Here is a 23,576-nt window from a genome sequence, read left to right as displayed (position 1 = left end):
ACCACACGGCCCTCCGCGAGGCCATGCACCGCGTGCGCCTCGAGGTGGGCAAGGCGGTCGTCGGACAGGACGGCACGGTGACCGGACTGCTCATCGCCCTGCTCTCTCGCGGACACGTGCTGCTGGAGGGCGTGCCCGGCGTCGCCAAGACGCTCCTCGTGCGCTCCTTCAGCCGCGCGCTCGGTCTCGACACGCATCGCGTGCAGTTCACGCCCGACCTCATGCCGGGCGATGTGACCGGGTCGCTGGTCTACGACGCCCGCGCGGGCGGATTCGAGTTCCGCCCGGGACCGGTGTTCACCCACGTGCTGCTGGCCGACGAGATCAACCGCACTCCCCCGAAGACCCAGGCGGCCCTGCTCGAGGCGATGGAGGAGCGACAGGTGTCGTCCGACGGCGTGAGCCGTGCCCTGCCCGATCCGTTCCTCGTCGCCGCGACGCAGAACCCCATCGAGCACGAGGGCACCTACACCCTGCCCGAAGCGCAGCTCGACCGCTTCCTGCTCAAGCTCGTGGTCGACCTGCCCGGCCGCGACGCCGAGGTCGCCGTGCTGCGCCGCCACGCGCAGGGCTTCGATCCGCGACGCCTCGACGAAGCGGGGGTCGCGCCGGCCGTCTCGGCGGGCGACATCCTCGCCGCGCAGCGGGCCGCGGCATCCGTCGCCGTCGCCGACGACGTGCTCGGGTACGTCGTCGACCTCGCCCGGGCCACGCGGCAGAGCCCGTCGGTGCAGCTGGGCGTGAGCCCGCGCGCGACGACGGGTCTGCTCGCCGCCGCGAAGGCGTGGGCCTGGCTGGGCGGGTACCCCGCGATCACCCCCGACCACGTGCAGACCATGCTCGTACCCGTGTGGCGCCACCGCATCCGGCTCCGCCCCGAAGCCGAGATCGAGGGTGTCTCGGTGGATGCCATCCTCACCTCCGTTCTGCAGCAGACCCGCGTCCCGATCTGATGTTCGTCACCGGCCGCCTCGCCCTCCTCGTCGCCCTCGGCGTCGTCCCCCTCGTGCTGCTCAGCACCGCGGGGGTGCCGGCGTGGATCGCCGCGGGCGGCTGGGTGCTGCTGTGCGCGCTCGCGATGGTCGTCGACGTGGCGACGGCGGCCGACCCGCGCCGGGTCGAGGTCACGCGCACCCTCCCCGAACGCGCCCTGCGCGACGAACCGGTCGCGGGCGAGCTGCGCGTGCGCAACCTCGGGAGCCGGATGCTGCGGGCCCGCGTGCGCGACGCGTGGCAGCCGACGGCGGGCGCGCCCGAGCAGCGGCTGCGCCTCACCGTGCCGCCGGGCGAGAGACGCGGCGCCCCGCTGCCGCTCCTTCCCCGCCGGCGTGGAGAACTGCGCAGCGCGTTCGTCGTGGTCCGCGCGACCGGGCTGCTGGGCCTGGCGGGTCGACAGGCGAGGATCGACGCCCCCGGACGCATCCGCGTGTTGCCGCCCTTCACCTCGCGGCGGCACCTGCCCTCGCGCCTGGCCCGTCTGCGCGAGCTCGACGGCAACACCACGCTGCAGGTCCGCGGGCAGGGCACCGAGTTCGACAGTCTGCGCGAGTACGTGCGCGGCGACGACGTGCGCTCGATCGATTGGCGTGCGACCGCCCGCGCCGGAACGACCATGCTGCGCACCTGGCGTCCCGAACGCGACCGGCACGTGGTCATCGTGATCGACACCGGCCGTACCGCCGCCGCGCGCGTCGGCGACGGCGTGCGACTGGACGCCGCGATGGAGGCCGCCCTGCTGCTCTCCGTGCTCGCGACGCGCGCGGGCGACCACGTGCACCTCGTGATGTTCGACCGCGTGGCCCGCGCCCGTGTCACCCGCGTCGACGGCGCGCAGCTGCTTCCCGCTCTGGTGGATGCCATGACCCCGGTCGACCCGCAGCTGATCGACACCGACTGGGACGCCGCCTTCGCCCAGGTGCGCAGCCTGTCGGTGCGCCCGGCGCTCGTGGTGCTGCTGACCGCGGCCGACGACCCGGAGGCGGCCCGCGCGTTCCTCGCGTCGTTGCCCGCTGTCGCCGCGCGCTCGCGCCTGCTGGTGGCCACCGCGACCGACGGCCCGGGCGTCGTGCCCTCGCACCGCGACGCCGCCGACGTCTACGCCGCCGCGGCGATCGAACGCGCGCGCCACGACGCCGACCGTGTGCGCGAGGCCGTCATCCGGGCCGGTGGCGACGCGGTCGCGGCATCCGCCGACGACCTCCCTCCCCTCGTCGCGGACCGGTATCTCGCCCTCAAGGCAGCGGGACGGCTTTAGCACACCCAGCCCTCATGCAGCCCGCGACATACGACGCGGCTTATTCTGGGGGGTACCCTTCCGGTCGTCAGCGTGTCCCCTCCGCGCGCGGCCTCGCCGTCTATGCACAGGATGCGGGAGCTCTCTTGCCAGGTAACGCCACCACGCACTTCGACGATGTGGCCCTCGTGTCGGTGGCGAGCGTCTTGCCCAGCCGCGTCACGACGTCGGATGACATCGAGGAGCGTCTGGCCCCGGCGCTGAAGCGTCTCAAGCTCAAGCCGGGACTACTGCGCCGCGTCGCGGGCGTGAACGAACGCCGTAACTGGGCCGAGGGCGAGTCGTCGGACGAGGCGACGATCGCCGCCGGCAAGCAGGCCCTCGCCGAAGCCGGGGTCGATGCCGGTGAGATCGGCCTCATCATCAACACCTCGGTCACGCGCAAGCACCTCGAGCCGTCGGTCGCCGTGCGGCTGCACCACGGCCTGGGTCTGCCGAGCTCGGCCATCAATTTCGACGTCGCCAACGCCTGCCTCGGCTTCATCAACGGCATGAGCCTGGCCGCCGGGATGATCCAGTCCGGTCAGGTGAAGTACGCCCTGATCGTCAACGGCGAGGATGCCGACGAGATCCAGGTGAACACCATCAACCGCCTCGTGCGCGAAGACCTCGACCGCGACGCCTTCATGCAGGAGTTCGCCTCGCTGACCCTGGGGTCGGGCGCGGCCGCGGCCGTCCTCGGTCGCGCGAGCGACCACCCCGAGGGCCACCGCATCGTGGGCGGCGTGACGCGGGCCGCGACGCAGTTCTACGACCTGTGCGTGGGAAGCGTCGACGGCATGTTCACCGACGCCAAGGCCCTGCTCAAAGGCGGACTCGACCTCGTCGTCTCGGCCTGGAAAGAGGCCAAGGGAGAGTTCGACTGGACGGGTATGGACCGCTACGTGACGCATCAGGTCTCGTCGGTGCACACCAGCGCGATCGTGCGTGCCGCGAAGCTCGACCGCGACCGGGTCCCCGTCACCTACCCCGAGCTCGGCAACGTCGGTCCGGCATCCATTCCGATCACCCTGGCCGCCGAGCAGAAGACGCTGCGCCGCGGGGACCGCGTGCTGCTGATGGGAGTGGGCTCCGGCTTGAACACCGGCATGCTGGAGCTGGCCTGGTGAGGTCGGCCCGCGTGACCGGACCCCAGGCCACCCTCCCCCCGGCGGGCCTCCCCGGCCTCGACCCGGCCCTGTCACGCCTCGTGAGCGTGGACGGCGTCCTCGCCGACCGCGGCGCCTCGCGCCTCTGGCACGTGCTCGACACCGGAGACGCCCTGGCCGAGCACGGCGTCGAGCCCCTCGGCACGATCATCGCCGTGCACGGCAATCCGACCTGGTCGTACCTGTGGCGCGCGCTCGTCACCGCCTCGCTCGACCGCGCGCTGGACGGCCGCTCCGCGTGGCGCGTCGTCGCCGTCGACCAGCTCGAGATGGGCTTCTCGGAGCGGTCGTCGCTGCGGCGCACGCTCGCGCAGCGCATCGCCGACCTGGACGCGCTCGTCGAGGCGCTCGGCATCCGGGGGCCCGTGGTCACCATCGGTCACGACTGGGGCGGACCCGTGTCGCTCGGGTGGGCGGTCGAGAACCGCGAGCGCCTCGCGGCCGTGATCGCGCTGAACACCGCCGTGCACCACCCCGAGGGCGCGGACCTGCCGTTCGCGCTGCGCGTCGCGACCGCCCGCGGCATGCTCGCGGCGGGGACGACCGGCACGACCGCGTTCCTCGACGTCACCCTCGCCCTCGCCGACCTCGACCCCGCCGTGCGCTCCGCGTTCCGCGCCCCGTACGCGACCGTGGCCCGCCGCCGGGGCATCGGCGGGTTCGTCGCCGACATCCCGGCGACACCGGATCACGTCAGCACCCCCGCCCTGCACCGCATGTCGGCGGGGCTGCGCGACCTCGAGGTGCCGGCGCTCTTGCTGCGCGGTCCCAAGGACCCCGTCTTCGGCGAGGACCACCTGGACGACCTCACGGAGCGCCTCCCCCACGCCGACGTGCACCGCTTCGAGGGCGCCGGCCACCTGATCGCCGAGGAGCGCCCCTACGCCGACGTGGTGCTCGACTGGCTCGACGAGAAGGTCGTGGATGCCGGTACCCCGGCGCCCGGCGCGAGCCCGGCGGTGACGCGGGGATCTGCAGCGACGCGAGGCGGCGCCCCCGCGCCGCGCGACGCTCCTGCCCCGGCGTCCGACGCCGCCCCCACGCCCACCGGCCGCCTCTGGGACGCCCTCGATGCCCGCCGCGACGACGACGACACCGCGGTGATCGACATGACCACGGCCTCGAGCGACGGGGAGCCGCTGCGCGTGAGCTGGCGACAGCTCTCCGCCCGGGTCGACGAGATCGCGGCGGGACTCGACGCGTTCGGCGTCCGCGCCGGCGACCGCGTCTCGCTGCTCGTGCAGCCCGGCCCGACCCTCACCGCCGCGCTGTACGCGTGCCTGCGCATCGGCGCCGTGGTCGTCGTGGCCGACCGGGGCCTCGGCATCCGGGGTCTGTCTCGCGCCGTCCGCGGTGCCGTGCCCGACGTCGTGATCGGCGAGGTCGCCGGTCTCGCCGCGGCGCGCGCCCTGGGATGGCCGGGGCGCCGCATCTCGTCGGCGTCCCTGCCCGCCGCGACCTCGCGCGCCCTGGGGGTCGAAGCGAGCCTGTCCGATCTCGCCCGCGCCGGTCGCGGACGCACGCTCCCCGCGCCGCCCGCCGCCGAGGCCGAGGCCGCCGTCCTGTTCACCTCGGGTTCGACGGGCCCCGCCAAGGGGGTCGTCTACACGCACGCGCAGTTGACGGCGCTGCGCGACACCCTCGCCGCGCACTTCGCGGTCTCCGCCGACACGGGGCTCGTCACCGGCTTCGCCCCCTTCGCCCTGCTCGGGCCCGCCCTCGGCACCCGCTCGGCGACGCCCGACATGGACGTCTCGGCCCCGCGCACCCTCACCGCCGCCGCGGTGGCGGCCGCCGTGCGCGCCTCCGACGCGAAGATCGTCTTCCTCTCCCCCGCGGCCGTCGCCAACGTCGTCGCCACCGCCGACCGGCTGACGGATGCCGATCACGCGGCGCTCGCGCGCGTGCACACGTTCCTGTCGACCGGGGCGCCCGTGCGCGTCGAGCTCCTACGGGCCGCCCAGGCGCTCATGCCGAACGCCGTCGCGCACACGCCCTACGGCATGACCGAGTGCCTGCTCGTGGCCGACGTCACGCTGCCCGAGATCGAGGCCGCCACGGGCGACCGCGGCGTCTGCGTGGGGCGACCCCTCGGAACGGGCGAGGTGCGCATCTCGCCCCTCGACGCCCGGGGCCGCGCCGCGGACGAGACGACGACGGATGCCGGGGTCACCGGCGAGATCGTCATCTCGGCGCCGCACCTGAAGCGAGGGTACTTCCGCCTCCACCTCACCGACCGCGACGCCCGCCGCGGCCTTCCCGACCGCTGGCACCGCACGGGCGACGTCGGTCATCTCGACGCCGAGGGCCGCCTCTGGGTCGAGGGGCGTCTCCCCCATGTCATCACCACCGCCGACGGGCCGGTCACCCCGGTCGGTGTCGAGCAGGACGTCGAGACCGTCCCCGCGGTCACCCGCGCCGCCGCCGTGGGCGTGGGCCCGATCGGACGACATGTCGTCGTCGCGGTCGTCGAAACAGACGTGCGTCGCCCCGCGCTGGCGTCCCCCGATCTCACCGACGCCGTCCGCGCCGCCACCGCGCAGCCGATCGCGGCCGTGCTCGCCGTCCCGGCGCTGCCGACCGACATCCGCCACAACTCCAAGATCGACCGCTCCCGCGTGGCGGCCTGGGCCGAGCGGGTGCTCGCAGGCGAGAAGACGTCGGCGCTGTGAAGGTCCTCGCCACCGGCGCGTCCGGGTTCCTCGGCCGTGCGGTCGTGCGGGCCCTGCAGCAGGGCGGACACGACGTCCGCACTCTGCAGCGCCGCCCCTCGGGCGTCGACGGCGCCGAGGACCACCTCGGTTCGGTGACGGATGCCGGTGCCGTGGCATCCGCTCTCGAGGGCGTCGACGGGGTCGTGCACCTCGCCGCGAAGGTCTCCCTCGCGGGCGACCCGGCGCAGTTCCGCGCGGTCAACGTGGAGGGCACGCGCACGCTCCTCGACGCCGCGGACGCGGCGGGCGTCTCGCGCATCGTGCACGTGTCGTCGCCGTCGGTCGCGCACGCGGGTCACGCCCTCGCCGGCGTCGGCGCCGAGCCCGCGGATCCGGATGCCGCGCACGGCGAGTACGCCCGCACCAAGGCCGAGGCGGAGCTCCTGGCCCTCGCGCGCGCCGGCTCCGGCACCGCGCTCGTCGCGATCCGGCCGCACCTGGTGTGGGGGCCGGGCGACACGCAGCTCATCGCCCGCGTGGTCGATCGCGCGCGGCGCGGCACGCTGCCGCTGCTCGACGGCGGCACGGCGCTCATCGACTCCACGTACGTCGACAACGCGGCATCCGGGATCGTCGCCGCCCTCGACCGCGTCGACGACGTCAGCGGTCGCGCCTACGTGCTGACCAACGGCGAGCCGCGGCCCGTCGGCGACCTGCTCGCCGGGATCTGCCGCGCCTCCGGCGTCACTCCGCCGCGGTTCAGCGTGCCGGCGGGACTGGCGAAGGCCGCGGGGTCGCTCATCGAACGGGTGTGGGCCGTGCGTCCGGGGCAGGACGAACCGCCCATGACGCGCTTCCTCGCCGAGCAGCTGTCGACCGCGCACTGGTTCGACCAGACCGAGATCCGCCGCGATCTGCGCTGGCGTCCCGCGGTGTCGATCGACGAGGGCCTGCGGCGCCTGTCGCGCGCCTGAGTCCGCGGCATCCGTCCCGCTCGATTCCGCCCTCGTTCTCGCGCCCGTCCTCACCCTCGCGCTCGCCCCTCGCCCCTCGCCCCTCGCGCCTCGCGGATGGCGCGTCCCATGACGTGCACATCCACGCCCCACGCGCAGCACGAGGGGGACACCCCCCCACACCGGCACCCCGACGCTCTACCCCGCCCGCGGACCATGTCCCACAACGTGCGACCCCACGCCCCGCGGGCAAGCACGAAGTGGGACATCACTCATGCCCCGGACGCAGGAAGGCCCGCCCCGCGAGGGGACGGGCCTTCCGGTTGCCGCGACGACCGAGCCGCAGCGGATCCGGACTCAGACCAGGTCGAACCGGTCGAGCTCGGTGACCTTGCGCCAGGCGGCGACGAAGTCGCGCACGAACTTCTCCTTCGCGTCGTCCGAGGCGTAGACCTCGGCGAGCGCGCGCAGCTCGGAGTTCGACGAGAACACAAGGTCGACGCGGGTGCCGATGCCGACCGTTTCGCCCGAACCGTCCTTGGTGCCCTGGAACGCGTGCTTGCCGCTGTCGAGCGGCTTCCACGTCGTGCCGAGGTCGAGGAGGTTGGCGAACACGTCGTTCGTCAGCGCACCGGGGGTGTCGGTGAACACGCCCCAATCGCCGCCGTCCCAGTTCGCGCCGATCGCGCGGAGGCCGCCGACGAGCACGGTCATCTCGGGCGCCGTGAGGGTGAGCAGGTTGGCCTTGTCGAGCAGCAGGAACTCGGCGGGCAGCCGCGCCTCGCGCGAGGCGTAGTTGCGGAACCCATCGGCGATCGGCTCGAGCCAGCGGAACGACTCGATCTCGGTCTGCTCCTGCGACGCATCGGTGCGGCCGGGGGTGAAGGGCACCTCGACCTCGACGCCCCCCGCGAGGGCGGCCTGCTCCACACCGGCGTTGCCCGCGAGCACGAGCAGGTCGGCGATCGAGACCTTCTTGCCGCCCTGCGCCTGCGCGTCGAACTCGGCCTTGATCTTCTCGAGCACCTCGAGCACGGATGCCAGCTGCTCGGGGTTGTTGACCGTCCAGCTCTTCTGCGGCTCGAGGCGGATGCGCGCGCCGTTCACGCCGCCGCGCTTGTCGCTCCCGCGGAACGTGGATGCCGCGGCCCACGTCGTGGTGACGAGCTGCTGCACCGTGAGGCCGCTGTCGAGGATCTGCTGCTTGAGGGCAGCGGCATCCGTCTGATCGATCAGGGGGTGATCGACGGCCGGCACGGGGTCCTGCCACACGAGCACCTCGGCGGGCACCTCGGAGCCGAGGTAGCGCTCACGCGGGCCCATGTCGCGGTGGGTCAGCTTGAACCAGGCGCGGGCGAAGGCGTCCTGGAACGCAGCCGGGTCCTCGGCGAAGCGTCGCGAGATCTTCTCGTAGGCCGGGTCGACGCGCAGTGCCAGGTCGCTCGTGAGCATGCGGGGCTCGCGGCGTCCGGCCGAGTGCGCCTCGGGGACCATGTCGGCTCCCCCGCCGTTGACGGGGCGCCACTGGTGGGCGCCCGCGGGGCTCTGAAAGAGCTCCCACTCGTAGGCGAAGAGGATGTGGAAGAACTCGTTGTCCCAGCGGGTGGGGTGGTAAGTCCAAGTGACCTCGAGGCCGCTGGTGATGGTGTCGTCGCCCTTGCCGGTGCCGTGGCTGTTCTTCCAGCCCAGGCCCTGGTCGTTGATGTCGGCGGCCTCGGGGTTGACGCCCACGTGCGAGTCGCTCGCCGCGCCGTGCGTCTTGCCGAAGGTGTGGCCACCGGCGATGAGGGCGACGGTCTCCTCGTCGTTCATCGCCATGCGGCCGAACGTCTCGCGGATGTCGTGGGCCGACAGCTGCGGGTCGGGGTTGCCGTTGGGGCCCTCGGGGTTGACGTAGATCAGACCCATCTGGACGGCCGCGAGCGGGCGCTCGAGCTCGCGGTTGCCCGTGTAGCGCTCGTCGCCGAGCCAGGTGGTCTCGGGGCCCCAGTACACGTCGTCGTCGGGCTCCCACACGTCGGTGCGGCCTCCGGCGAAGCCGAAGGTCGGGAAGCCCATGTCCTCCAGCGCGACGTTGCCGGCGAGGATCATCAGGTCGGCCCACGAGATCGACTGACCGTACTTCTTCTTGACCGGCCACAGCAGACGGCGGGCCTTGTCGAGGTTGACGTTGTCGGGCCAGCTGTTCAGCGGGGCGAAGCGCTGCATGCCCGCGCCCGAGCCGCCGCGACCGTCGGTCACGCGGTAGGTGCCGGCGCTGTGCCACGCCATGCGGATCATGAGGGGGCCGTAGTGGCCGAAGTCGGCGGGCCACCAGTCCTGCGAGGTCGTCATGACCTCCTTGAGGTCCTGCTTGACGGCGGCGAGGTCGAGCGCCTCGAAGGCCGCCTTGTAGTCGAAGCCCTCGTCGAGCGGGTCGCGCAGGGCGTTGTTCTTCGCGAGGATCTTCACGTTCAGGGACTCGGGCCACCACACGCGGTTCGCGGACCCCTGGGTCGGGTGCGGCAGGGCGCCGGCGGGCTCGCTGTCGGCGGGGGCCTCGCCCACCGGCAGTCGGTTGTCGTCGGGGGCGGCGCCGTCGTGGAAGACGGGGCATCCGTTCAGAGTGTCGCTCATCGGGATCCTCTCGGTTTTTCGGCTTCGGACTTCGCCCGGCAGTCGGGGCACACACCCCAGAACGTCACCTCGGCGGTCTCGATGACGAAACCGCTCCCCTCCGGCACGTGCAGGCACGGCGCCGCGCCGACGACGCAGTTCACGTCGTCGATGCGCCCGCATCCGGTGCACACCACGTGGTGGTGGTTGTCGCCGACACGCAGCTCGAACGTGCCGGAATGACCGGCCGGTTCGATGCGACGGGCGAGACCCGCGTCGGCGAAGTCGCCGAGCGCGTTGTACACGGATTGCTTGCTCGTGCCGGCGAGGGTGCCGCTGACGCGTGAGAACACGTCGTCGGCGGTGGCGTGCGGCCGGGCGCGCAGGGCCTCGAGCACGGCGACGCGCGTCGCCGTGACCCGCAGACCCGCACCGCGGATGAGGGCATCCGCGGGGGCGTCCGGCTGACTGTCGAGCATGCGTCCAGCCTATCTAGTTTTGAGTGAATCAAAAATGACACGCGGGAGAACGCCCGAGAAAGCCGAGACGGCGGCTCGCGCGACGCACCCGTCACGGCCGGGGAGAGCATGCGGATGCCGTCGGCACCGCGAAGCAGGCACTCCCCGGCGGCCGGCCGCAGCACGGCGTCGTGGCCGTCGAACCACGGAGAGGCCCGCGTCGCGCTACCGGCCTCGGGATATCCGCGGCCCCGCCGCCGCGGCATCCGGATGCCGTCAGCCGGCCGTGAGGGTGGGAGTGCCCGCCTCGTACTCGGTGAGGTCGCCGGTCTCGCCCGCGCGGACAGCGCGACGCCCGACCCACAGCATGTAGAAGAGGAAGACGCCGAGGGCCGCAGCACCGATCGCGATCTTGACCGGCCACGGCCACTCCCGCGGCGTGACGAACCCCTCGACGACGCCCGACAGGGCCAGGGCGAAGACGAGCCCCACCGCGACGGTCGCGAGCGAGCGCCCGGCCGCGGCGAGCGCCGCCGCGCGCGTCCGGCGTCCCGGAGCCACCCAGGCCCAGAAGATCTGCAGCCCCGCGGCCCCGGCGACGAAGATCGCCGTGAGCTCCAGCAGGCCGTGCGGGAGGATGAATTGGAAGAACACGTCGGCCCGGTCGAAGGCGATCATGATCGCGGCCGAGGTGCCGACGCCCACCGCGTTCTGCATGATCACCATGAGCGGCCAGAACCCGGTCACCCCGAACAGCACGCACTGCGCGGCGATCCAGGCGTTGTTGGTCCACACCGTGCCGGCGAAGATCGCGTTGGGGTTCTCGCGGTAGTAGTCGACGAACTGCTCGTCGGCGTACCGCTGCAGGTCGCTCTGCGCGCCGAGGGCCGCGACGGCCTGCGGGTCGCCGGAGATCCACAGGGCCACGAGGGTGGCCACGACGAGGAAGAAGACGGTCACGGCCAGCGTCATCCACCGCACGCGGTACAGCGCCGCCGGCAGCTGCAGCAGGAAGAAGCGCGGCAGCTGCTTCAGCACGTTCTCGCGCACGCCGGTCAGGCGCAGGCGCGTGCGCGCGAGCAGGATCGAGACGTAGTCGCCCTGGGGGGTGCGGCCGGCCGAGGTCTTGATGTCGGCCAGGTCGGCGGATGCCGCCCGGTACCGGGTGACCAGCTCGTCGACCTCTTCGCCGCGCAGGCGCCGCCGGCGGCCCAGTTCGTCGAGCCGCTCCCACTCGCGGCGTCGCGCGGCCGTGAGGGCGTCGAGGTCCATGTGGTCAACTGTACGCATGGCATCGACCCCGGTCCCCTCCTCCGCGGTCTCGCTCGTGCACACCACCGCCGAGGAGACGCTCACCGGCGAAGCCGTCGCCCTCGACGTGCAGCCGATCGGTTTCTTCCTCCGCGCGGTGGGCGCCGTCATCGATGTCGTCATCGGGGCGGTGCTGCTGCTGGGCGGCGCCCTCCTGCTGGCCACCCTCGCCGTGCAGGGCTCGCTCCCGGAAGCGGCGATCGGCATCGGCGTGATCACGCTGCTCGTGCTGGTGATGGTGGCGGTGCCGACCACGGTCGAGACGCTGTCGCGCGGGCGCAGCCTCGGCCGCCTCGCCGTGGGGGCGCGCATCGTGCGCACCGACGGCGGCGCCTCGGGCTTCCGTCAGGCGCTCATCCGCGCGCTCACGGGCGTGCTCGAGATCTGGTTCACCTTCGGCGCGATCGCCGCGGTCGTGGGGATGTTCACCCCGCGCGCGCAGCGCCTCGGCGACCTCCTCGCCGGCACCGCCAGCGAGCGCACGCGCACCCCGCGCCTGCCCCTCGAGGCCCCCGGCATCCCTCCGGGGCTCGAGGCGTGGGCCGGGGTCGCCGACGTCTCGCGCCTGCCGGATCGCCTGGCCGCGCGCCTGTCGCAGTTCGTGCGCGGCGCGGACGCGCTCACGCCGGCCGCTCGCGAACGCGTGGCGGCCTCGCTCGCCGAGTCGGTGAGGCCCTTCGTGTCTCCGGTCCCCCCAGTGGATGCCGAGAGCCTCGTGCGCGCCGTGTCGGCGGTGCGGCGCGATCGCGAGTACCGCGCCCTCATCCTCGAGAACGAACGCGCCGCGGCCCTCACCGAGCGCAGCTGAGCCCGTCGGGAGCCACGCTCACGGGCCGCGCCGTCGGGCGTTCGGGGCGCGTTTGCCCTTTCGAGGCGCGAATCTCACGCCCCAAGGAGCAGAACGCGCCCCGCACCCGGAGAACGATGCCGAGCCGCGAAGCGCGCAGCCGACTTCAGGCGCGCAGCGTCTCGTGCCGCACGACGACCCAGCCCTTGGGGACCGACAGGCGGTCGGCGTGGATCGCGCAGAGATCGTGCGCGTGCGGGTCGCTCGCGGGACCGAGGGGGCCGAGGGCCGCCATCTGGTCGCCGTAGTCGTAGGTGAGGGTGCTCATCGCCTCGCGGGCGCATCCCACCTTCGAGCAGAGTCTGTCGCGCATCGCGGTCAGCCTACTCAGCCCCTCCGACACGGCGGCGACGCCGCGCCGCGCATCGCCCGGCGAGCAATCGGCCGCGGGCGCCGGTCGATCGCCGCAAACGTCACGCCCTGCGTCGACGCGGAGCCGCGGATCGCGGCGGATCCGCCCGCAGGTGGTCGGCAGCCCGCTGCAGGATCCGCGCCAGGTCGGCGATGTCCGCGTCGCTGAGCGACGAGAAGAGCAGGCGGTGCAGCGCGTCGATATGCCCGGGGAACACCGCGCCGAGCACGTCGCGTCCCGCGGACGTGAGGACGACCACGACACTTCGCTCGTCGTCGGGCGACGGCGCCCGCGTCACCAGTCCCCGCCCCTCGAGCACCTGCGCCTGGTAGGTCAGGCCGCTGCGGCTGTAGACCACCCGGTCGGCGAGGTCCGTCATGCGCAGGCGCCCGTCGGGACTGTCGCCCAGGGTCGCGAGCAGCTGGAACTGCACGTAGCTCAGATCGCCCGAATCGCGGAGCTGCTTCTCGACCGCGTGCCGCAGCAGGCCGCTCACCTCGGTGAACGCGAAGTACGCCTGGAGCTGGGTGGGGGTGACCTCGGCGGAGTTCCGATCCATGGGGAGATCCTATCTTGCTTCGAGTTCGTAGCAGTGTTACCGTCGGCGTACTGCTTCGAATCCGAAGCAAAAACGGAGAGGACACCCCATGAAGGCCATGCGATTCCATGAAGTAGGCGGACCCGACGTCCTGCGACTCGACGACGTCGAGGTGCCGACACCCGGCCCCGGGCAGGTGCGGATCAAGGTGGCGGCATCCGCCTTCAACGCCGCCGACAACGGCATGCGCGCCGGGTTCCTCCCCATCCCCGTGCGACTCCCCCACGTGCCCGGCTACGACGTCTCGGGCACCATCGACGCGATCGGCCCCGGCGTCGACGGTCTCGAGATCGGTCAGGCGGTGGTGGGCTTCCTCGCGATGGAGACCGACGGCGGCGCCGCGGAGTACGTCGTGGCGCCGGCCGACGCCGTCACGGCGGCTCCCGCGACCGTCGATCTCGTCGATGCGGCGGCCCTGCCCTCGGTGGCACTGACCGCGTGGCAGGCGCTGTTCGACGACGGTGGGATCCGATCCGGCCAGCGAGTGCTGATCGTCGGCGCCGGAGGGGCCGTGGGCGGCCACGCGGTGCGTCTCGCTCGCCGCGCGGGGGCGCACGTCATCGCCACGGCGAGCCCGCGCAGCCTCGAGACCGTGCGTGCAGCGGGGGCCCACGAGATCGTCGACCACACCCGCTTCGCTCTGCTCGACGTCGTCGACGAACCCGTCGACGTCCTGGTGAACCTGGCCCCGCTCGAGCCCGAGGACTTCGCCGCTCTGGTCGACCTCGTGCGCGACGACGGGGTCGTGGTCAGTACCACGGCGTTCATGGCGACCCCCGGCGACGATCGCCGCGGCGTCGACGCCAGGACGGTGTTCGTCCGCCCGGACACCCCGCGGCTCACCGAGATCGTGGCGCTGGTCGACGCGGGGGAACTCTCCGTCGCGGTCGACCGACGCATCGACCTCGTCGACCTTCCTGCGCTCCACGCCGAGGCCATGACCGGGCGCATCGCCGGCAAGGTCGTCGTCGTCCCGTGAGACGACCGCGGGTCGGATTCGGAACCGGCCCGACCCGCGGGGCGTCCGGCGTCCGCCGGATGACCGGGGGTCGGCCGGCGAACGTAGGATGGGCGGATGATGCGTCGTCGATCCCGCGAAGCGCGTCCGGTCGTCCGCCCCTCCCGCCACGGTCGGCACGGCCGCGAGAACCGCAGCCCGGTCGTCCGCCCGCCGCTGCCCCCGATCGACACCCGCGTCGAGCGGTTCGACGTGGCCGTCAGCACGGCGGCGGAGTTCCTGCGTTCTGCGTGGCCCGAGCTGCGCGAGGTCTCGTTCGAGATCGGAATCATGCCCCCGGCGGCGGCCGACGGCATCCCCCGCTGGACGGTGCTGCGCGACGAGAAGCGCATCATCCTGTACCGCGTGCCGATCGAACGCCTCGGTCACCCGCACCACGACGACGACCTGCACCGCCGCATGATGATCGAGGGCGCGGTCTTCCGCGCCGCGGCCGAGTTCCTCGACCGCGACCCCTGGGATCTCGGGCCCGAGCGCTTCCGCTTCCTCTGACCCGCCGAAGCCCGGCCCCGGGTCGCAGGCGGCCTAGGGCAGGACCGTGACCGCCGAGGCCGCGGCATCCGCCGGCCACAGCGGGTACGACGCGAGTGCGCCGTCCGCGGAGTACGACACCGCGGCCCGCACGGGCGCGTCGGTGTCGAGCCGGTAGACCCCGGCACCCACCGGGAGAGCGATGCTCGCCCCGGCGCCCACCGTCGCCGTCAGCGGGTCGCCGCCGTCGGCGGGGGTCAGCGTCACGGTCGCATCGGCCGTGTCACCGGCGATGACGACGGAGGCCCCGACGCCGGACGCGACGGCGACCACGCCGGACGCCGAGAACGCCGGCGCGGCGGCGTACCAGGCGAAGTCCGCGCCCTCGCCGAAGCCCGTGGTCGACCAGGCGGCGCCGACGACGGGCGCCGCGGCCGACACCTCGAGGGTGTACGCCCCGGCCGCCACTCCCGACAGGTCGAGCGAGGTCGGATGCCCCGCCGTAAGTGGGACCGAGCGCGGCTCGGGCGCCGCGGAGGCGGCATCCAAGGGGATCATCGCCACCGTGGCCGTGGTGTCGGCGCCGGGTGAAAGCAGGCGCAGCACGGTTCCCGCCTGGCCCTCCCCGGTCGTCAGCACCTGCACACCGGGGATGACGAGTCGCGCGTCGGCCTGAGCGAGAGGGGCGACCTGATCGCTGCCGCCGGGCAGCAGCACGCGCGTCAGGCTCGCCTGCAGCGAGGCGTGCACGGGGGCACCGGATGCCACGACCCGCACGACCGGGCTCTCCTCGCCCAGCAACAGGCCGGCCAGGGGCACGACGCGCCGTTCGCCGGGCGGGACGACGAGGTTGCTGCCGCCGGGCGGATTGGAGACGCCCTGGGCGCCGTACACCGACAGCTGCACGGTGGCCGGCACGGTGCCCGGATTGGCGAGCACGACGAGGTCGTTCGAGCCGGTCGTGGAGGCGCCGCCGACCAGCCACGACTCCGCAAGAGGCGCGCGGCAGGCGGAAGCGGCGAATCCGGTGAGGTCGTCCGAGACCGCGGTCGCGGATCCGGCCGCAGCCAGCGGCGTCTGCACCGCGTCCTGGGGCGCCGCACGGAAGGCATCGGCGGAGCCGTCGTCGCCGCCCGTCGCCCCGGTCAGCGACGACGTCTGGGCGGAAGCGGAGGCGGGACCGCTCACCACCTGCTGCGCGGCCGCAGCGCTGAGGCTGTTGGCGGCGTCGGCGCTCCTGCCCAGCGCGAGCAGGGGGCCGTCGCAGGCGAGGACGGTGTCGGAGGGAGCCGGGGTGGCCTGCAGCCGGACGGGCTCGGCGGTGTACGCGGGCCAGGGCGCCGCGATGCCGGCAACGGTGCCCACGACGGCCGCGGTGGCCACGGCGGCGCCCGCCACGACGCGGGCGCTCGTGGCGGCGAAGCGGACGAGACGACGATCGCTCATCGTGATCCTCCCGAGATCGGACCGACGGTGCGCGGGGTGCGCCGGGCGACCCGGCGCGACGCGGCGGTGGGCACGGCGAGCAGGAGCGCCACGAGCACCACACCCAGGGAGCCGAGGGTCACCAGCCGCTGCAGTCCCATCTGATGGTCGTCGATGGAGGCGCGGGGGACGACGGTCGTGTTCAGGCGCCACAGGTCGCCGCGCGAGGTCGCGCCCACGGGGTCGAGCAGATCGCGCTGATCGAGCGCGGTCGCCGCCCCCAGGCGCGCTCCGCGGATCACGTCGTCCTCCCCCGCGGGCGCCGACGCCAGCAGCACGAAACCGATGCCGCGGTCGGCCAGGCGCGTCACCACGTCGTCGGCGGACGGGGTGACGAGGTCGGCAGCGAGCGAGGCGAGCTCCTCGTCGGCGACAGAGGCGGCGGTTCGCGTGGCCTGCACGGTGCTCTGCCCCGACAGGGTGGCGCTGTCGCCCCAGACGACGTCGACGCGCATGCCGTCGGCGCGGGGATCGAGCACGATCGTCGCGATGTCTGTGGACCCCCGGCCCTCGGCGGCGACAAAGGCCGGCAGAGTCGACACCGGACCGTTGGTCAGCACCGACCGCCCGCTGTCGGCGGCGGCCGTCTGGGCGGTCAGCGCCGGGGCGACCGCGACGAGCAGAGCCGCCAGCGCGGCCAGGGCGCCGATGGGCCGGAGCACCCGCACGCGCTCCACGATGCCGGCGTCGAGCGCCACGACCGCGGCCCCGACCAGGCCGATCCAGGCGAGGCTCAGCCCGGAGCCCGCCCACACGGGCACGGCGGTCGCGTCGCGGAACGACACGGCCACGCCCACGGCCGCGAAAGCCGTCGCGAGCCCCGCGACCGTGATGACGAGGAGGGCGGATGCCGTGACCCAGCGCGGTGTGAGCACGGCCAGCAGCGCGAGCACGGCGAGGGGTGCGACGAGCAGACCCACCCACCACACGGGCCCGTCGAACACGCCGGCCCAGCCGCCCGGATCCGAGGTCGGGAAGCCCGCGGCCAGGAGCGCCCGACCGAGGGGGTCGGCCGTGGCCTCGGCCCCGGCGTAGGGCACACCCGGATCGGCCAGGAGGGCCCATGGCGTCCCCCGGCGCACCTGCGTCCACACCAGCGGCGCGAAGATCACGGCGGAGGGCACGAGGAGCCACACCACGCGAGCGACGCCGCGACCGGCGACGAGCGCCACCACGATGAGAGCCGCCGACCACAGCACGACGACCGCCGGCGCGAGGGAGGGGGCGCACGCGAGCACGGCGACCAGCAGCAGGGAGGCCGCTCCCGCCGGCGCCCACGAGCGGTGGGCGACGCTCGCGGCGAAGAACAGCCACGGCAGCAGGAGGTGCAGCAGCAGGGCGGCGGGCCGGCCCTCCACGATCGCCGCGAGGAAGGTGGGGGCCAGGGCCCACGCGAACGCGGCGGTGATGCGCAGCAGCGACGACTCGGTCACCCGCGTGGCGGCGAACCACCCCCCGAGAACGGCCAGCGGGAGCGCGAGCACCCACAGCACGACGAACGCCCGCGAGGGATCGCCGGGCGACAGCGTGCCGAGGAGTGCGACGAGCGCCGAGAACGGATCCGCCGGGCCCACGGCATCCAGCCCGAGAGGCCGGGCCCCCCACGCGGCGTCCTGCCAGAGCTGGGCGACGTCGGCGCGGAGCGGCAGGAGCGCTCCCCCGCCCAGGACGGGCCAGGCCAGCAGTGGGGCGAAGAGCGCCGCCGACACGGCGAGCGCGCCGAGGACGGCCCACGCACCGCCGCCGACGAAGAATCGCAGTTCCGAGCGCACGGGCGCGTCGGGGTCGGCACCGTCGGCGTCGAGTCGCAGGCGCATCTGGGTGCGCGAGATGCGCAGCGGCGCGATGCGCGACCACCCCACGGTGCGCACGCTACGGATGCGTCGGCGGGCGCGCGCGACGGCGGCGGGCCGGAAGAGCACGAGGAGCGTCGCCCCCCACTCGGGCAGCACCCGGTACGGCATCTTCGTCACGAGGTGCATCACGGTGCGCCACAGCGCGAGCGGCAGGAACGACAGCCAATGCAGGAAGACCGTCGACGACGGCGCGTACGCCAGTCGGCGGTGCAACTGGGCGGTGCGGGTGGCGAAGGCCCGACGCCGGGCGCGACGGCGACCGCGGGCCATCGCGGCCACACCGTCGCCCGCGACGGCGACGCGCGCCGCCGGCACGAGGGAGACGAGGTGCCCCGCCAGCCGCGCACGCACACCGAGATCGAGGCCCTCGTCGGCGCCGCCCAGGGCGGGGTCGAGCCCTCCCAGCGTCGACCACGCCTCACGGCGCACGAGCATCCCGCGCACGTCCGCGCCGAGCACGTCGGCGTCGCCGTCGTGCTGACCCTGGTCGAGCTCGCCCGCGGCCAGCTCCACCGTGCCGCCGTAGCGGTTCATGCTCACGCCCAGCGACACGATCTCGTCGCGGTCGTCCCACGACACGAGCTTCGGCGCCGCGACGGCGAGCGATGACGACAGCTCGAGCGCTCCGGCGAGGCGCACGAGGGCGTCGGGGTCGGGCGCGGTGTCCTGCGCGAGCAGCCACACGGCGTCGCCGGTGAGCCGCGGGGTCGCGAGCGCGGTCGCCGCGGCGAAGGGGGTTCCGGCCGGTGCGGTGATGACCCCCTCGGCCCCGGAGGAGGCGGCGACCTGCGTCAGGGCGGGGTCGGCGCCGCACAGCACGATGGTCAGCGCGTCGACCGGACGGGTCTGGGCCGCGAGGGCTGCGAGCGTGCGCTGCAGATGGTTCGCGGCGGGCGTGCGTCCTTCGGGACGCACGACGAGGATGGCGTGTACACGGGCGGGCATGACCGGATCAGCCTAAGTGGGCGTCTCCCCGATCGAGGACGCCGCGCCGTCGGCGGCGGGATCGCTCACCGTCGGGTGATCTGCCGCGCGGTTCGCACGCGGCAAGGGCGCGCCGTGATCAGGCGCGGCGCTTAAGCTTGCGACGCTCGCGCTCGCTGAGGCCGCCCCAGATGCCGAAACGCTCGTCATTCTGCAGGGCGTACTCGAGGCACTCGGACTTGACGTCGCACGAGGTGCAGATCCGCTTCGCGTCGCGCGTCGATCCGCCCTTCTCGGGGAAGAAGGCCTCGGGGTCGGTCTGCGAGCAGAGGGCGTCGGTCTGCCAGGCGAGGGTGTTCTCCTCGGTGGCGTCGATGTCTCGGCGGACGCCCGGAACCCCCAGGTCGACCGGATCCACGAACCAGTTGTCCGGGACACCGGACCGGTACTGCGACGTCGCCATATCGTCCTCCGCCTCGTTCAAGCCCCCATGACGCGGTTCCGCGTAGACATAATTACACCCGTGTGATTCGGATTGGTCAAGTCGCGGATCGTAAACCCTCAAGGCCGAGGTGAACCTTTACGATCGCCCACGGCGTGTCGCGGTCACGCCCCCGGCATGGCCACGAAGACCTCGCCGCGACCGTCGCTGGACAGAGGGGTCTCGTCCGGCGTCACGAGCGCGGCCTGTCCGGGCTGCACGCTCACGTGCGCGCCCGACGCGCCGGTGATCGTCGCCTCCCCGGCGACGCCGAGGACGAGCGCGACGCCGCGCAGGTCGAGCGCGCCCGACGCGCCCGCGGCCAGGTGGCCGAGGGCGAAGTCGGCGATCCCCGGCGCGAACACCTCGGCGCCGTCACCCGTCGCCGTCGGCCGCAGGAACGGCGGCTCGGCGGGACGGAAGTCCACGAGCGCCAGCAGCTCGTCCACGTCGATGTGCTTGGGCGTGAGGCCACCGCGCAGGACGTTGTCGCTCGCGGCCATGATCTCCACGCCCAGACCGTCGACGTAGGCGTGCAGGACGCCCGCCGGCACGAAGATCGCCTCGCCCCGGCGCAGCTCGACGAGGTTCATCAGCAGCGCCACCACGATCCCGGGGTCGGCCGGGTAGGCCGTGTGCAGCGAGCGCGTCAGCGCCAGCTCGGCCGCGAACTCCCCCGCATCGGCGGATGCCGCGGCATCCACGATCTCCTGGATCGCGGACGCGTCGGCCTCACCCAGGAGCCACCCGATGCTCCCTCGCAGCGCGTCGGCGGCGTCACCCGTGGACAGGAGGGTCCGCAGGGTCCGCACGGCCGGGGCATCGCCCAGGGCCGCCACCAGGGCGCGGGTGCGCTCGATGTCGCGGAGCCCCGCGAGCGCGGTGAACGTGTCACTGAGCGCGACGATGACCTCGGGCTTGTGATTGTCGTCCTTGTAGTTGCGCTCGCCGGCGTCGCGCGGGATTCCCGCGGTCTCCTCGCGGGCGAAGCCGTCGACGGCCTGCTCCTTCGAGGGGTGCACCTGGATCGACAGCGGCGCCCCGGCGGCCAGCAGCTTCAGCAGGTAGGGCAGCTTCGCGGGCACGCCGTGCTCGGCCGCGAGGGCGGGGAGCCACTGGTCGAGCGTGCGCTCCGAGCCGTCGTGCACCAGGGCCGGCGACCCGGGGTGATCGCCGAACCACACCTCGGCCTCGGGGGCGCCGGAGGGCTCACGACCCTCGAGGTCGGCGATGAGCGTGGGACTCCCCCAGGCGTAGTCGCGGGGGGTGTTGGAGATCGGGATGAGCACGGCGTCAGCCTAGTGGTCCGACCCGGCGGCCCCGGATGCCGCCCGGTACCCTGAGAGCACCATGGCGATGCACACGAACCACCCGGTGTCGGCGCTGCCGACCGCGCCCCCGCGCGAGACGACCGGGCACCTGCTGCTGCGCGCCTGGTGCGTGTTCGTCCTCGTGCTGGCGCTGGGCGGCGTCGGGCTGATCAACGCCGTCGGTCCCGTCGTGACCGCGGCCGTGGTGATCGCCTCCGCCGTGGTCTCGGCCGTCGTCTGGCTCGTGAGCCGGCCTCCGCTGGCCGTGCGCCGGCTGCCGTGGCTGGCCTTCGGATACGTCGCGTGGGCGACGGCGTCGTTGGCGTGGAGCGCGTGGCCGGCGGCATCCGTGCTGACCTGGCTCCTCCTGGCGATCACGACGTTCCAGGGCCTGTTCGTGGGAGCCGTGCTCACCTGGCGCGACGTCGTGCGCGCCGTGGCATCCGCCGCGAAGTGGATCGTGGGGCTCTCCCTCCTGTTCGAGCTGGTCGTCTCGGTGTTCGTGCGCGGACCGGTGCTGCCCGGCTTCGTCATCCCCGACGAGCGCATGGACCCGATCGTCTACTGGTCGCGCGACAACCTCTTCGACGGGGGCCGCATCCAGGGCGTGTTCGGCAACGCCAACCTCCTCGCCGCCGTCATGCTCGTGGCGATCATCGTCTTCGCGGTGCGGCTCGCCGCCGGCGCTCCGCGGCGGGTGCTGTTGGTCGCGTGGATCGCCGTCGCGGCCTTCCTGTTCGTGCGGGCAGGATCGGCCACCGCCTTCCTCTCCGCCGCCTTCGTGGCGCTCGTGCTGGGCACCGTGCTCGTGATGCGCACGGCCCGGCGCCCCGGCGAGCGCACCCGCTGGTACCTCCTGTACGCCGCGATCGGCCTCGGCGGGGGCGCGGTGCTGTGGTTCGGGCGCGACGCCCTGTTCGGCCTGCTCGGCCGCGGCGCCGACCTGACCGGGCGCGAAAGCATCTGGGCCGACGTGATCGCCCGCGCCGACCAGCATCCCCTGATCGGATGGGGCTTCTCGACGCCGTGGATCGCGTCGGAGCCGCTCATCGACGGATGGATCGTCGACCACGGTCAGACCGTCGTGCAGGCGCACAGCATGTGGCTGGACGCCTACCTGCAGCTCGGGGGGATCGGCGTCGTCCTCCTCGCGCTGGTCTACCTGGCGTACGTGTGGCGCTCGTGGTTCTTCGCCGTGGACCGCCCGCGGTGGGACCTCCGCGACGACCGCCCGCACTCCCCGCTCACCCTCCTGCCCACGCTCATCGGCGCGCTCCTCGTCGTGCAGGGGCTGACCGAGTCCGGCCCGCTGCTGCTGTGGGGCTGGATGTTCGTGGTGCTCTTCGGCGCCAAGATCAAGCAGACGCCGCTGGTGGGGGTCGGCCCCGGCGAGCAGAGCATCTCGATGGAGCGCGGCGAACTGCAGAGACCGACCCCGTGAACGCGGAGCCCGACGCGCTCCGCCCTCGCCTGCTCGCCCTCCTGTCCTCGGCGGCGCTCGCCCGTGCGTTCACCCTGACGGTCTTCGCCGCGGTGTTCGGCGGCTTCGCCGTCACCGCCGTCGCGGGTGCTGTCACGCTCGCGACCATCGTCGCGGGCCTGTGCGTCCTGGGCGGGGCGATCCTGTTCGCGCGACGCGCCGAGATCGAGCCGGTGCGCCTGGCCCCCACGACCCTCGTCCTGGTCGTGGCGTGGGCCGCCGCCAGCGTCTTCTGGAGCGGGGCGCCGAGCGTCGCCCTCGCGGGCTGGGCGCAGCTGGCGGGCCTCGCGCTCCTGGCCGTCGTGATCGGCCACGTGCGCGACGCGCTGCAGACGGTGCGCGCGCTCGGCGACGTTCTGCGCTGGCTGCTCGGGATCTCGCTCGGCCTCGAAGTGCTCAGCGGCATCCTCCTCGATCTGCCGATCCCGTTCCTCGGCATCCAGGGGGCGATCGCCGAGCTGGGTCCGATCCAGGGGCTGTTCGGCACGCGCAACGCGCTGGGCTTCGTCACGGTGATCGCTCTCATCACCTTCCTCGTGGAGTTCCGCACCCAGTCCGTCGGCGGCGGCGTTGCGATCGGTTCCGTCGCACTGGGCGGGGCGATGGCCGCGCTGAGCGGGTCGCCGACCGTCATCGTGGTCGCCCTCGTGACCGCCGCCGCGGCGCTCGCGCTGTGGGGCGTACGGCGCGTGCCGGCCGAGCGGCGCCGAGCGGTGCAGGTCGCCCTGGGCGCGGTCGTGGCGGTCGCGGTGGCGGTCGCCTACGCCGCTCGCGCCCCGCTGGTCGCCGCCCTCGGCGCCGAAGACGACCTCGAGGCGCGCACACGACTGTGGACGCGCGTGCTCGGCATCGTCGACATCCGCCCGGTCCAGGGCTTCGGGTGGTTCGGTGCGTGGGACCCCGACGCCGTCCCCTTCGCCCTCGTCGACCTCGCGGACGGGGCCACGCACGCCTCGGCCCTGAACGCCTATCTCGACGTGCTGCTGCAGCTCGGATGGGTGGGTCTCCTGCTCTTCCTGGCGCTGGGCGGCCTCGGCCTCGCGCGGGGGTGGCTGGTCGCCGGCGAACGTCGGGCGGTCGTGCACGCGTGGGCGCCGCTGACCCTCGTCGCCCTCCTCACGGTGTCGCTGTTCGAGAGCTTCACCCTCACCGGCCCCGGGTGGCTCCTGCTCGCGCTGTGCGCCGTGCGGGCGGGGCAGTCCCGCTCGTGGCGCGAACGCCTCGAGCAGCGGATGACGGATGCCGCGGGCCCCGCGATCGACGACCGTCCCGGCCTCAACGACGGGCGTGGTCGCGCGCCCGGCGCTCAGGGCGGTGCCGGTGACGGCGGGTAGACTGCGGG

General features: G+C 73.7%; 19 protein-coding genes. 10 read left to right on the top strand and 9 right to left on the bottom strand.

Annotated features, from left to right (window positions below; translation table 11 throughout):
* The first annotated feature begins 23 nt into the window (after positions 1–23).
* The 5 genes from B0B15_RS06585 to B0B15_RS06565 all read left to right on the top strand — a co-directional run bounded on the left by B0B15_RS06585 (position 24) and on the right by B0B15_RS06565 (position 7,069).
* A complete protein-coding gene (locus B0B15_RS06585; protein ID WP_076675257.1) occupies positions 24–953 on the top strand; it encodes an AAA family ATPase in 930 nt (309 codons plus the stop codon).
* Positions 953–2,254 (top strand): DUF58 domain-containing protein, encoded by a 1,302-nt coding sequence (locus tag B0B15_RS06580; RefSeq protein ID WP_076674317.1) that lies wholly within the window; start codon positions 953–955, stop codon positions 2,252–2,254. The genes B0B15_RS06585 and B0B15_RS06580 overlap by 1 nt, the downstream gene beginning before the upstream one ends.
* Positions 2,255–2,379: 125 nt before the next feature.
* A complete protein-coding gene (locus tag B0B15_RS06575) occupies positions 2,380–3,402 on the top strand; it encodes a 3-oxoacyl-ACP synthase III (protein ID WP_076674314.1) in 1,023 nt (340 codons plus the stop codon).
* An 11-nt stretch (positions 3,403–3,413) separates the two neighbouring features.
* On the top strand, positions 3,414–6,113 hold the full coding sequence (locus tag B0B15_RS06570; protein WP_256334203.1) for an alpha/beta fold hydrolase: 2,700 nt from the start codon (positions 3,414–3,416) through the stop codon (positions 6,111–6,113).
* Positions 6,110–7,069, top strand: a complete 960-nt coding sequence (locus tag B0B15_RS06565) for an NAD-dependent epimerase/dehydratase family protein (RefSeq protein WP_076674312.1) — start codon at positions 6,110–6,112, stop codon at positions 7,067–7,069. Before B0B15_RS06570 ends, B0B15_RS06565 begins: the two co-directional genes overlap by 4 nt.
* A 336-nt stretch (positions 7,070–7,405) precedes the next feature.
* Here the strand turns inward: B0B15_RS06565 and katG are convergent, their stop codons facing one another.
* The 3 genes from katG to B0B15_RS06550 all read right to left on the bottom strand — a co-directional run bounded on the left by katG (position 7,406) and on the right by B0B15_RS06550 (position 11,373).
* A complete protein-coding gene (katG, locus tag B0B15_RS06560) occupies positions 7,406–9,664 on the bottom strand; it encodes a catalase/peroxidase HPI (RefSeq protein WP_091366349.1) in 2,259 nt (752 codons plus the stop codon).
* Positions 9,661–10,122 carry a Fur family transcriptional regulator gene (locus tag B0B15_RS06555; RefSeq protein WP_076674309.1) on the bottom strand — a complete coding sequence of 154 codons (462 nt, stop codon included), beginning with the start codon at positions 10,120–10,122 and terminating at the stop codon, positions 9,661–9,663. The genes katG and B0B15_RS06555 overlap by 4 nt, the downstream gene beginning before the upstream one ends.
* A 255-nt stretch (positions 10,123–10,377) precedes the next feature.
* Complete coding sequence (locus B0B15_RS06550; RefSeq protein WP_076674306.1) at positions 10,378–11,373, bottom strand: stage II sporulation protein M; 996 nt, start codon at positions 11,371–11,373, stop codon at positions 10,378–10,380.
* A gap of 16 nt (positions 11,374–11,389) precedes the next feature.
* Between B0B15_RS06550 and B0B15_RS06545 the strand changes: the two genes are divergently transcribed.
* A complete protein-coding gene (locus B0B15_RS06545; RefSeq protein WP_076674304.1) occupies positions 11,390–12,220 on the top strand; it encodes an RDD family protein in 831 nt (276 codons plus the stop codon).
* A gap of 145 nt (positions 12,221–12,365) precedes the next feature.
* On the opposite strand, the gene B0B15_RS06540 is transcribed toward B0B15_RS06545, so the two are convergent.
* A complete protein-coding gene (locus tag B0B15_RS06540; protein WP_076674301.1) occupies positions 12,366–12,572 on the bottom strand; it encodes a DUF3499 family protein in 207 nt (68 codons plus the stop codon).
* A gap of 100 nt (positions 12,573–12,672) precedes the next feature.
* Positions 12,673–13,170, bottom strand: a complete 498-nt coding sequence (locus B0B15_RS06535) for a MarR family winged helix-turn-helix transcriptional regulator (RefSeq protein ID WP_076674298.1) — start codon at positions 13,168–13,170, stop codon at positions 12,673–12,675.
* Between the two features lie 88 nt (positions 13,171–13,258).
* Here B0B15_RS06535 and B0B15_RS06530 point away from each other — a divergent pair, with 88 nt between their 5' ends.
* Both B0B15_RS06530 and B0B15_RS06525 read left to right on the top strand, forming a co-directional pair.
* Entirely contained in the window at positions 13,259–14,188 is a 930-nt protein-coding gene (locus B0B15_RS06530; protein WP_076674296.1) for an NADP-dependent oxidoreductase, read from the top strand.
* Positions 14,189–14,287: 99 nt separating this feature from the next.
* The gene (locus B0B15_RS06525) at positions 14,288–14,719 is read left to right on the top strand and encodes a hypothetical protein (protein ID WP_371113248.1); all 432 of its coding nucleotides are present in this window, start codon (positions 14,288–14,290) and stop codon (positions 14,717–14,719) included.
* Between the two features lie 33 nt (positions 14,720–14,752).
* On the opposite strand, the gene B0B15_RS06520 is transcribed toward B0B15_RS06525, so the two are convergent.
* From B0B15_RS06520 to manA, 4 genes are all read right to left on the bottom strand, one after another.
* On the bottom strand, positions 14,753–16,144 hold the full coding sequence (locus B0B15_RS06520; protein ID WP_076674291.1) for a DUF5719 family protein: 1,392 nt from the start codon (positions 16,142–16,144) through the stop codon (positions 14,753–14,755).
* Positions 16,141–18,984, bottom strand: coding sequence for a glycosyltransferase (locus tag B0B15_RS06515; RefSeq protein WP_076674288.1), 2,844 nt, complete (start codon positions 18,982–18,984; stop codon positions 16,141–16,143). The genes B0B15_RS06520 and B0B15_RS06515 overlap by 4 nt, the downstream gene beginning before the upstream one ends.
* A 118-nt stretch (positions 18,985–19,102) precedes the next feature.
* Positions 19,103–19,426, bottom strand: coding sequence for a WhiB family transcriptional regulator (locus tag B0B15_RS06510; protein WP_058232110.1), 324 nt, complete (start codon positions 19,424–19,426; stop codon positions 19,103–19,105).
* A 143-nt stretch (positions 19,427–19,569) separates the two neighbouring features.
* Positions 19,570–20,733: a mannose-6-phosphate isomerase, class I gene (gene manA / locus B0B15_RS06505; protein ID WP_076674285.1), complete on the bottom strand. Its 1,164-nt coding sequence runs from the start codon at positions 20,731–20,733 to the stop codon at positions 19,570–19,572.
* A gap of 61 nt (positions 20,734–20,794) precedes the next feature.
* Here manA and B0B15_RS16775 point away from each other — a divergent pair, with 61 nt between their 5' ends.
* Positions 20,795–22,195, top strand: coding sequence for an O-antigen ligase family protein (locus tag B0B15_RS16775; RefSeq protein WP_076674283.1), 1,401 nt, complete (start codon positions 20,795–20,797; stop codon positions 22,193–22,195).
* A complete protein-coding gene (locus tag B0B15_RS06495) occupies positions 22,192–23,568 on the top strand; it encodes an O-antigen ligase family protein (RefSeq protein ID WP_076674280.1) in 1,377 nt (458 codons plus the stop codon). Before B0B15_RS16775 ends, B0B15_RS06495 begins: the two co-directional genes overlap by 4 nt.
* The last annotated feature ends 8 nt before the right edge of the window (positions 23,569–23,576 follow it).

It is taken from the genome of Microbacterium sp. RU1D (assembly GCF_900156435.1).
Classification (GTDB): Bacteria; Actinomycetota; Actinomycetes; order Actinomycetales; family Microbacteriaceae; genus Microbacterium.
The sequence above is the reverse complement of the archived record's forward strand: the minus strand, read 5'-3'. Positions and strand labels throughout refer to the sequence as shown.

Excerpts from the sequence above, each read along its gene's own strand:
- B0B15_RS16775 (WP_076674283.1), top strand. The coding sequence starts at position 20,795 with ATGGCGATGCACACGAACCACCCGGTGTCGGCGCTGCCGACCGCGCCC.
- B0B15_RS06520 (WP_076674291.1), bottom strand. The coding sequence starts at position 16,144 with ATGAGCGATCGTCGTCTCGTCCGCTTCGCCGCCACGAGCGCCCGCGTC.
- B0B15_RS06550 (WP_076674306.1), bottom strand. The coding sequence starts at position 11,373 with ATGGACCTCGACGCCCTCACGGCCGCGCGACGCCGCGAGTGGGAGCGG.
- B0B15_RS06525 (WP_371113248.1), top strand. The coding sequence starts at position 14,288 with ATGCGTCGTCGATCCCGCGAAGCGCGTCCGGTCGTCCGCCCCTCCCGC.
- B0B15_RS06515 (WP_076674288.1), bottom strand. The coding sequence starts at position 18,984 with ATGCCCGCCCGTGTACACGCCATCCTCGTCGTGCGTCCCGAAGGACGC.
- B0B15_RS06580 (WP_076674317.1), top strand. The coding sequence starts at position 953 with ATGTTCGTCACCGGCCGCCTCGCCCTCCTCGTCGCCCTCGGCGTCGTC.
- B0B15_RS06555 (WP_076674309.1), bottom strand. The coding sequence starts at position 10,122 with ATGCTCGACAGTCAGCCGGACGCCCCCGCGGATGCCCTCATCCGCGGT.
- B0B15_RS06530 (WP_076674296.1), top strand. The coding sequence starts at position 13,259 with ATGAAGGCCATGCGATTCCATGAAGTAGGCGGACCCGACGTCCTGCGA.
- B0B15_RS06535 (WP_076674298.1), bottom strand. The coding sequence starts at position 13,170 with ATGGATCGGAACTCCGCCGAGGTCACCCCCACCCAGCTCCAGGCGTAC.
- B0B15_RS06540 (WP_076674301.1), bottom strand. The coding sequence starts at position 12,572 with ATGCGCGACAGACTCTGCTCGAAGGTGGGATGCGCCCGCGAGGCGATG.
- B0B15_RS06545 (WP_076674304.1), top strand. The coding sequence starts at position 11,390 with ATGGCATCGACCCCGGTCCCCTCCTCCGCGGTCTCGCTCGTGCACACC.
- B0B15_RS06585 (WP_076675257.1), top strand. The coding sequence starts at position 24 with ATGCACCGCGTGCGCCTCGAGGTGGGCAAGGCGGTCGTCGGACAGGAC.
- katG (WP_091366349.1), bottom strand. The coding sequence starts at position 9,664 with ATGAGCGACACTCTGAACGGATGCCCCGTCTTCCACGACGGCGCCGCC.
- B0B15_RS06510 (WP_058232110.1), bottom strand. The coding sequence starts at position 19,426 with ATGGCGACGTCGCAGTACCGGTCCGGTGTCCCGGACAACTGGTTCGTG.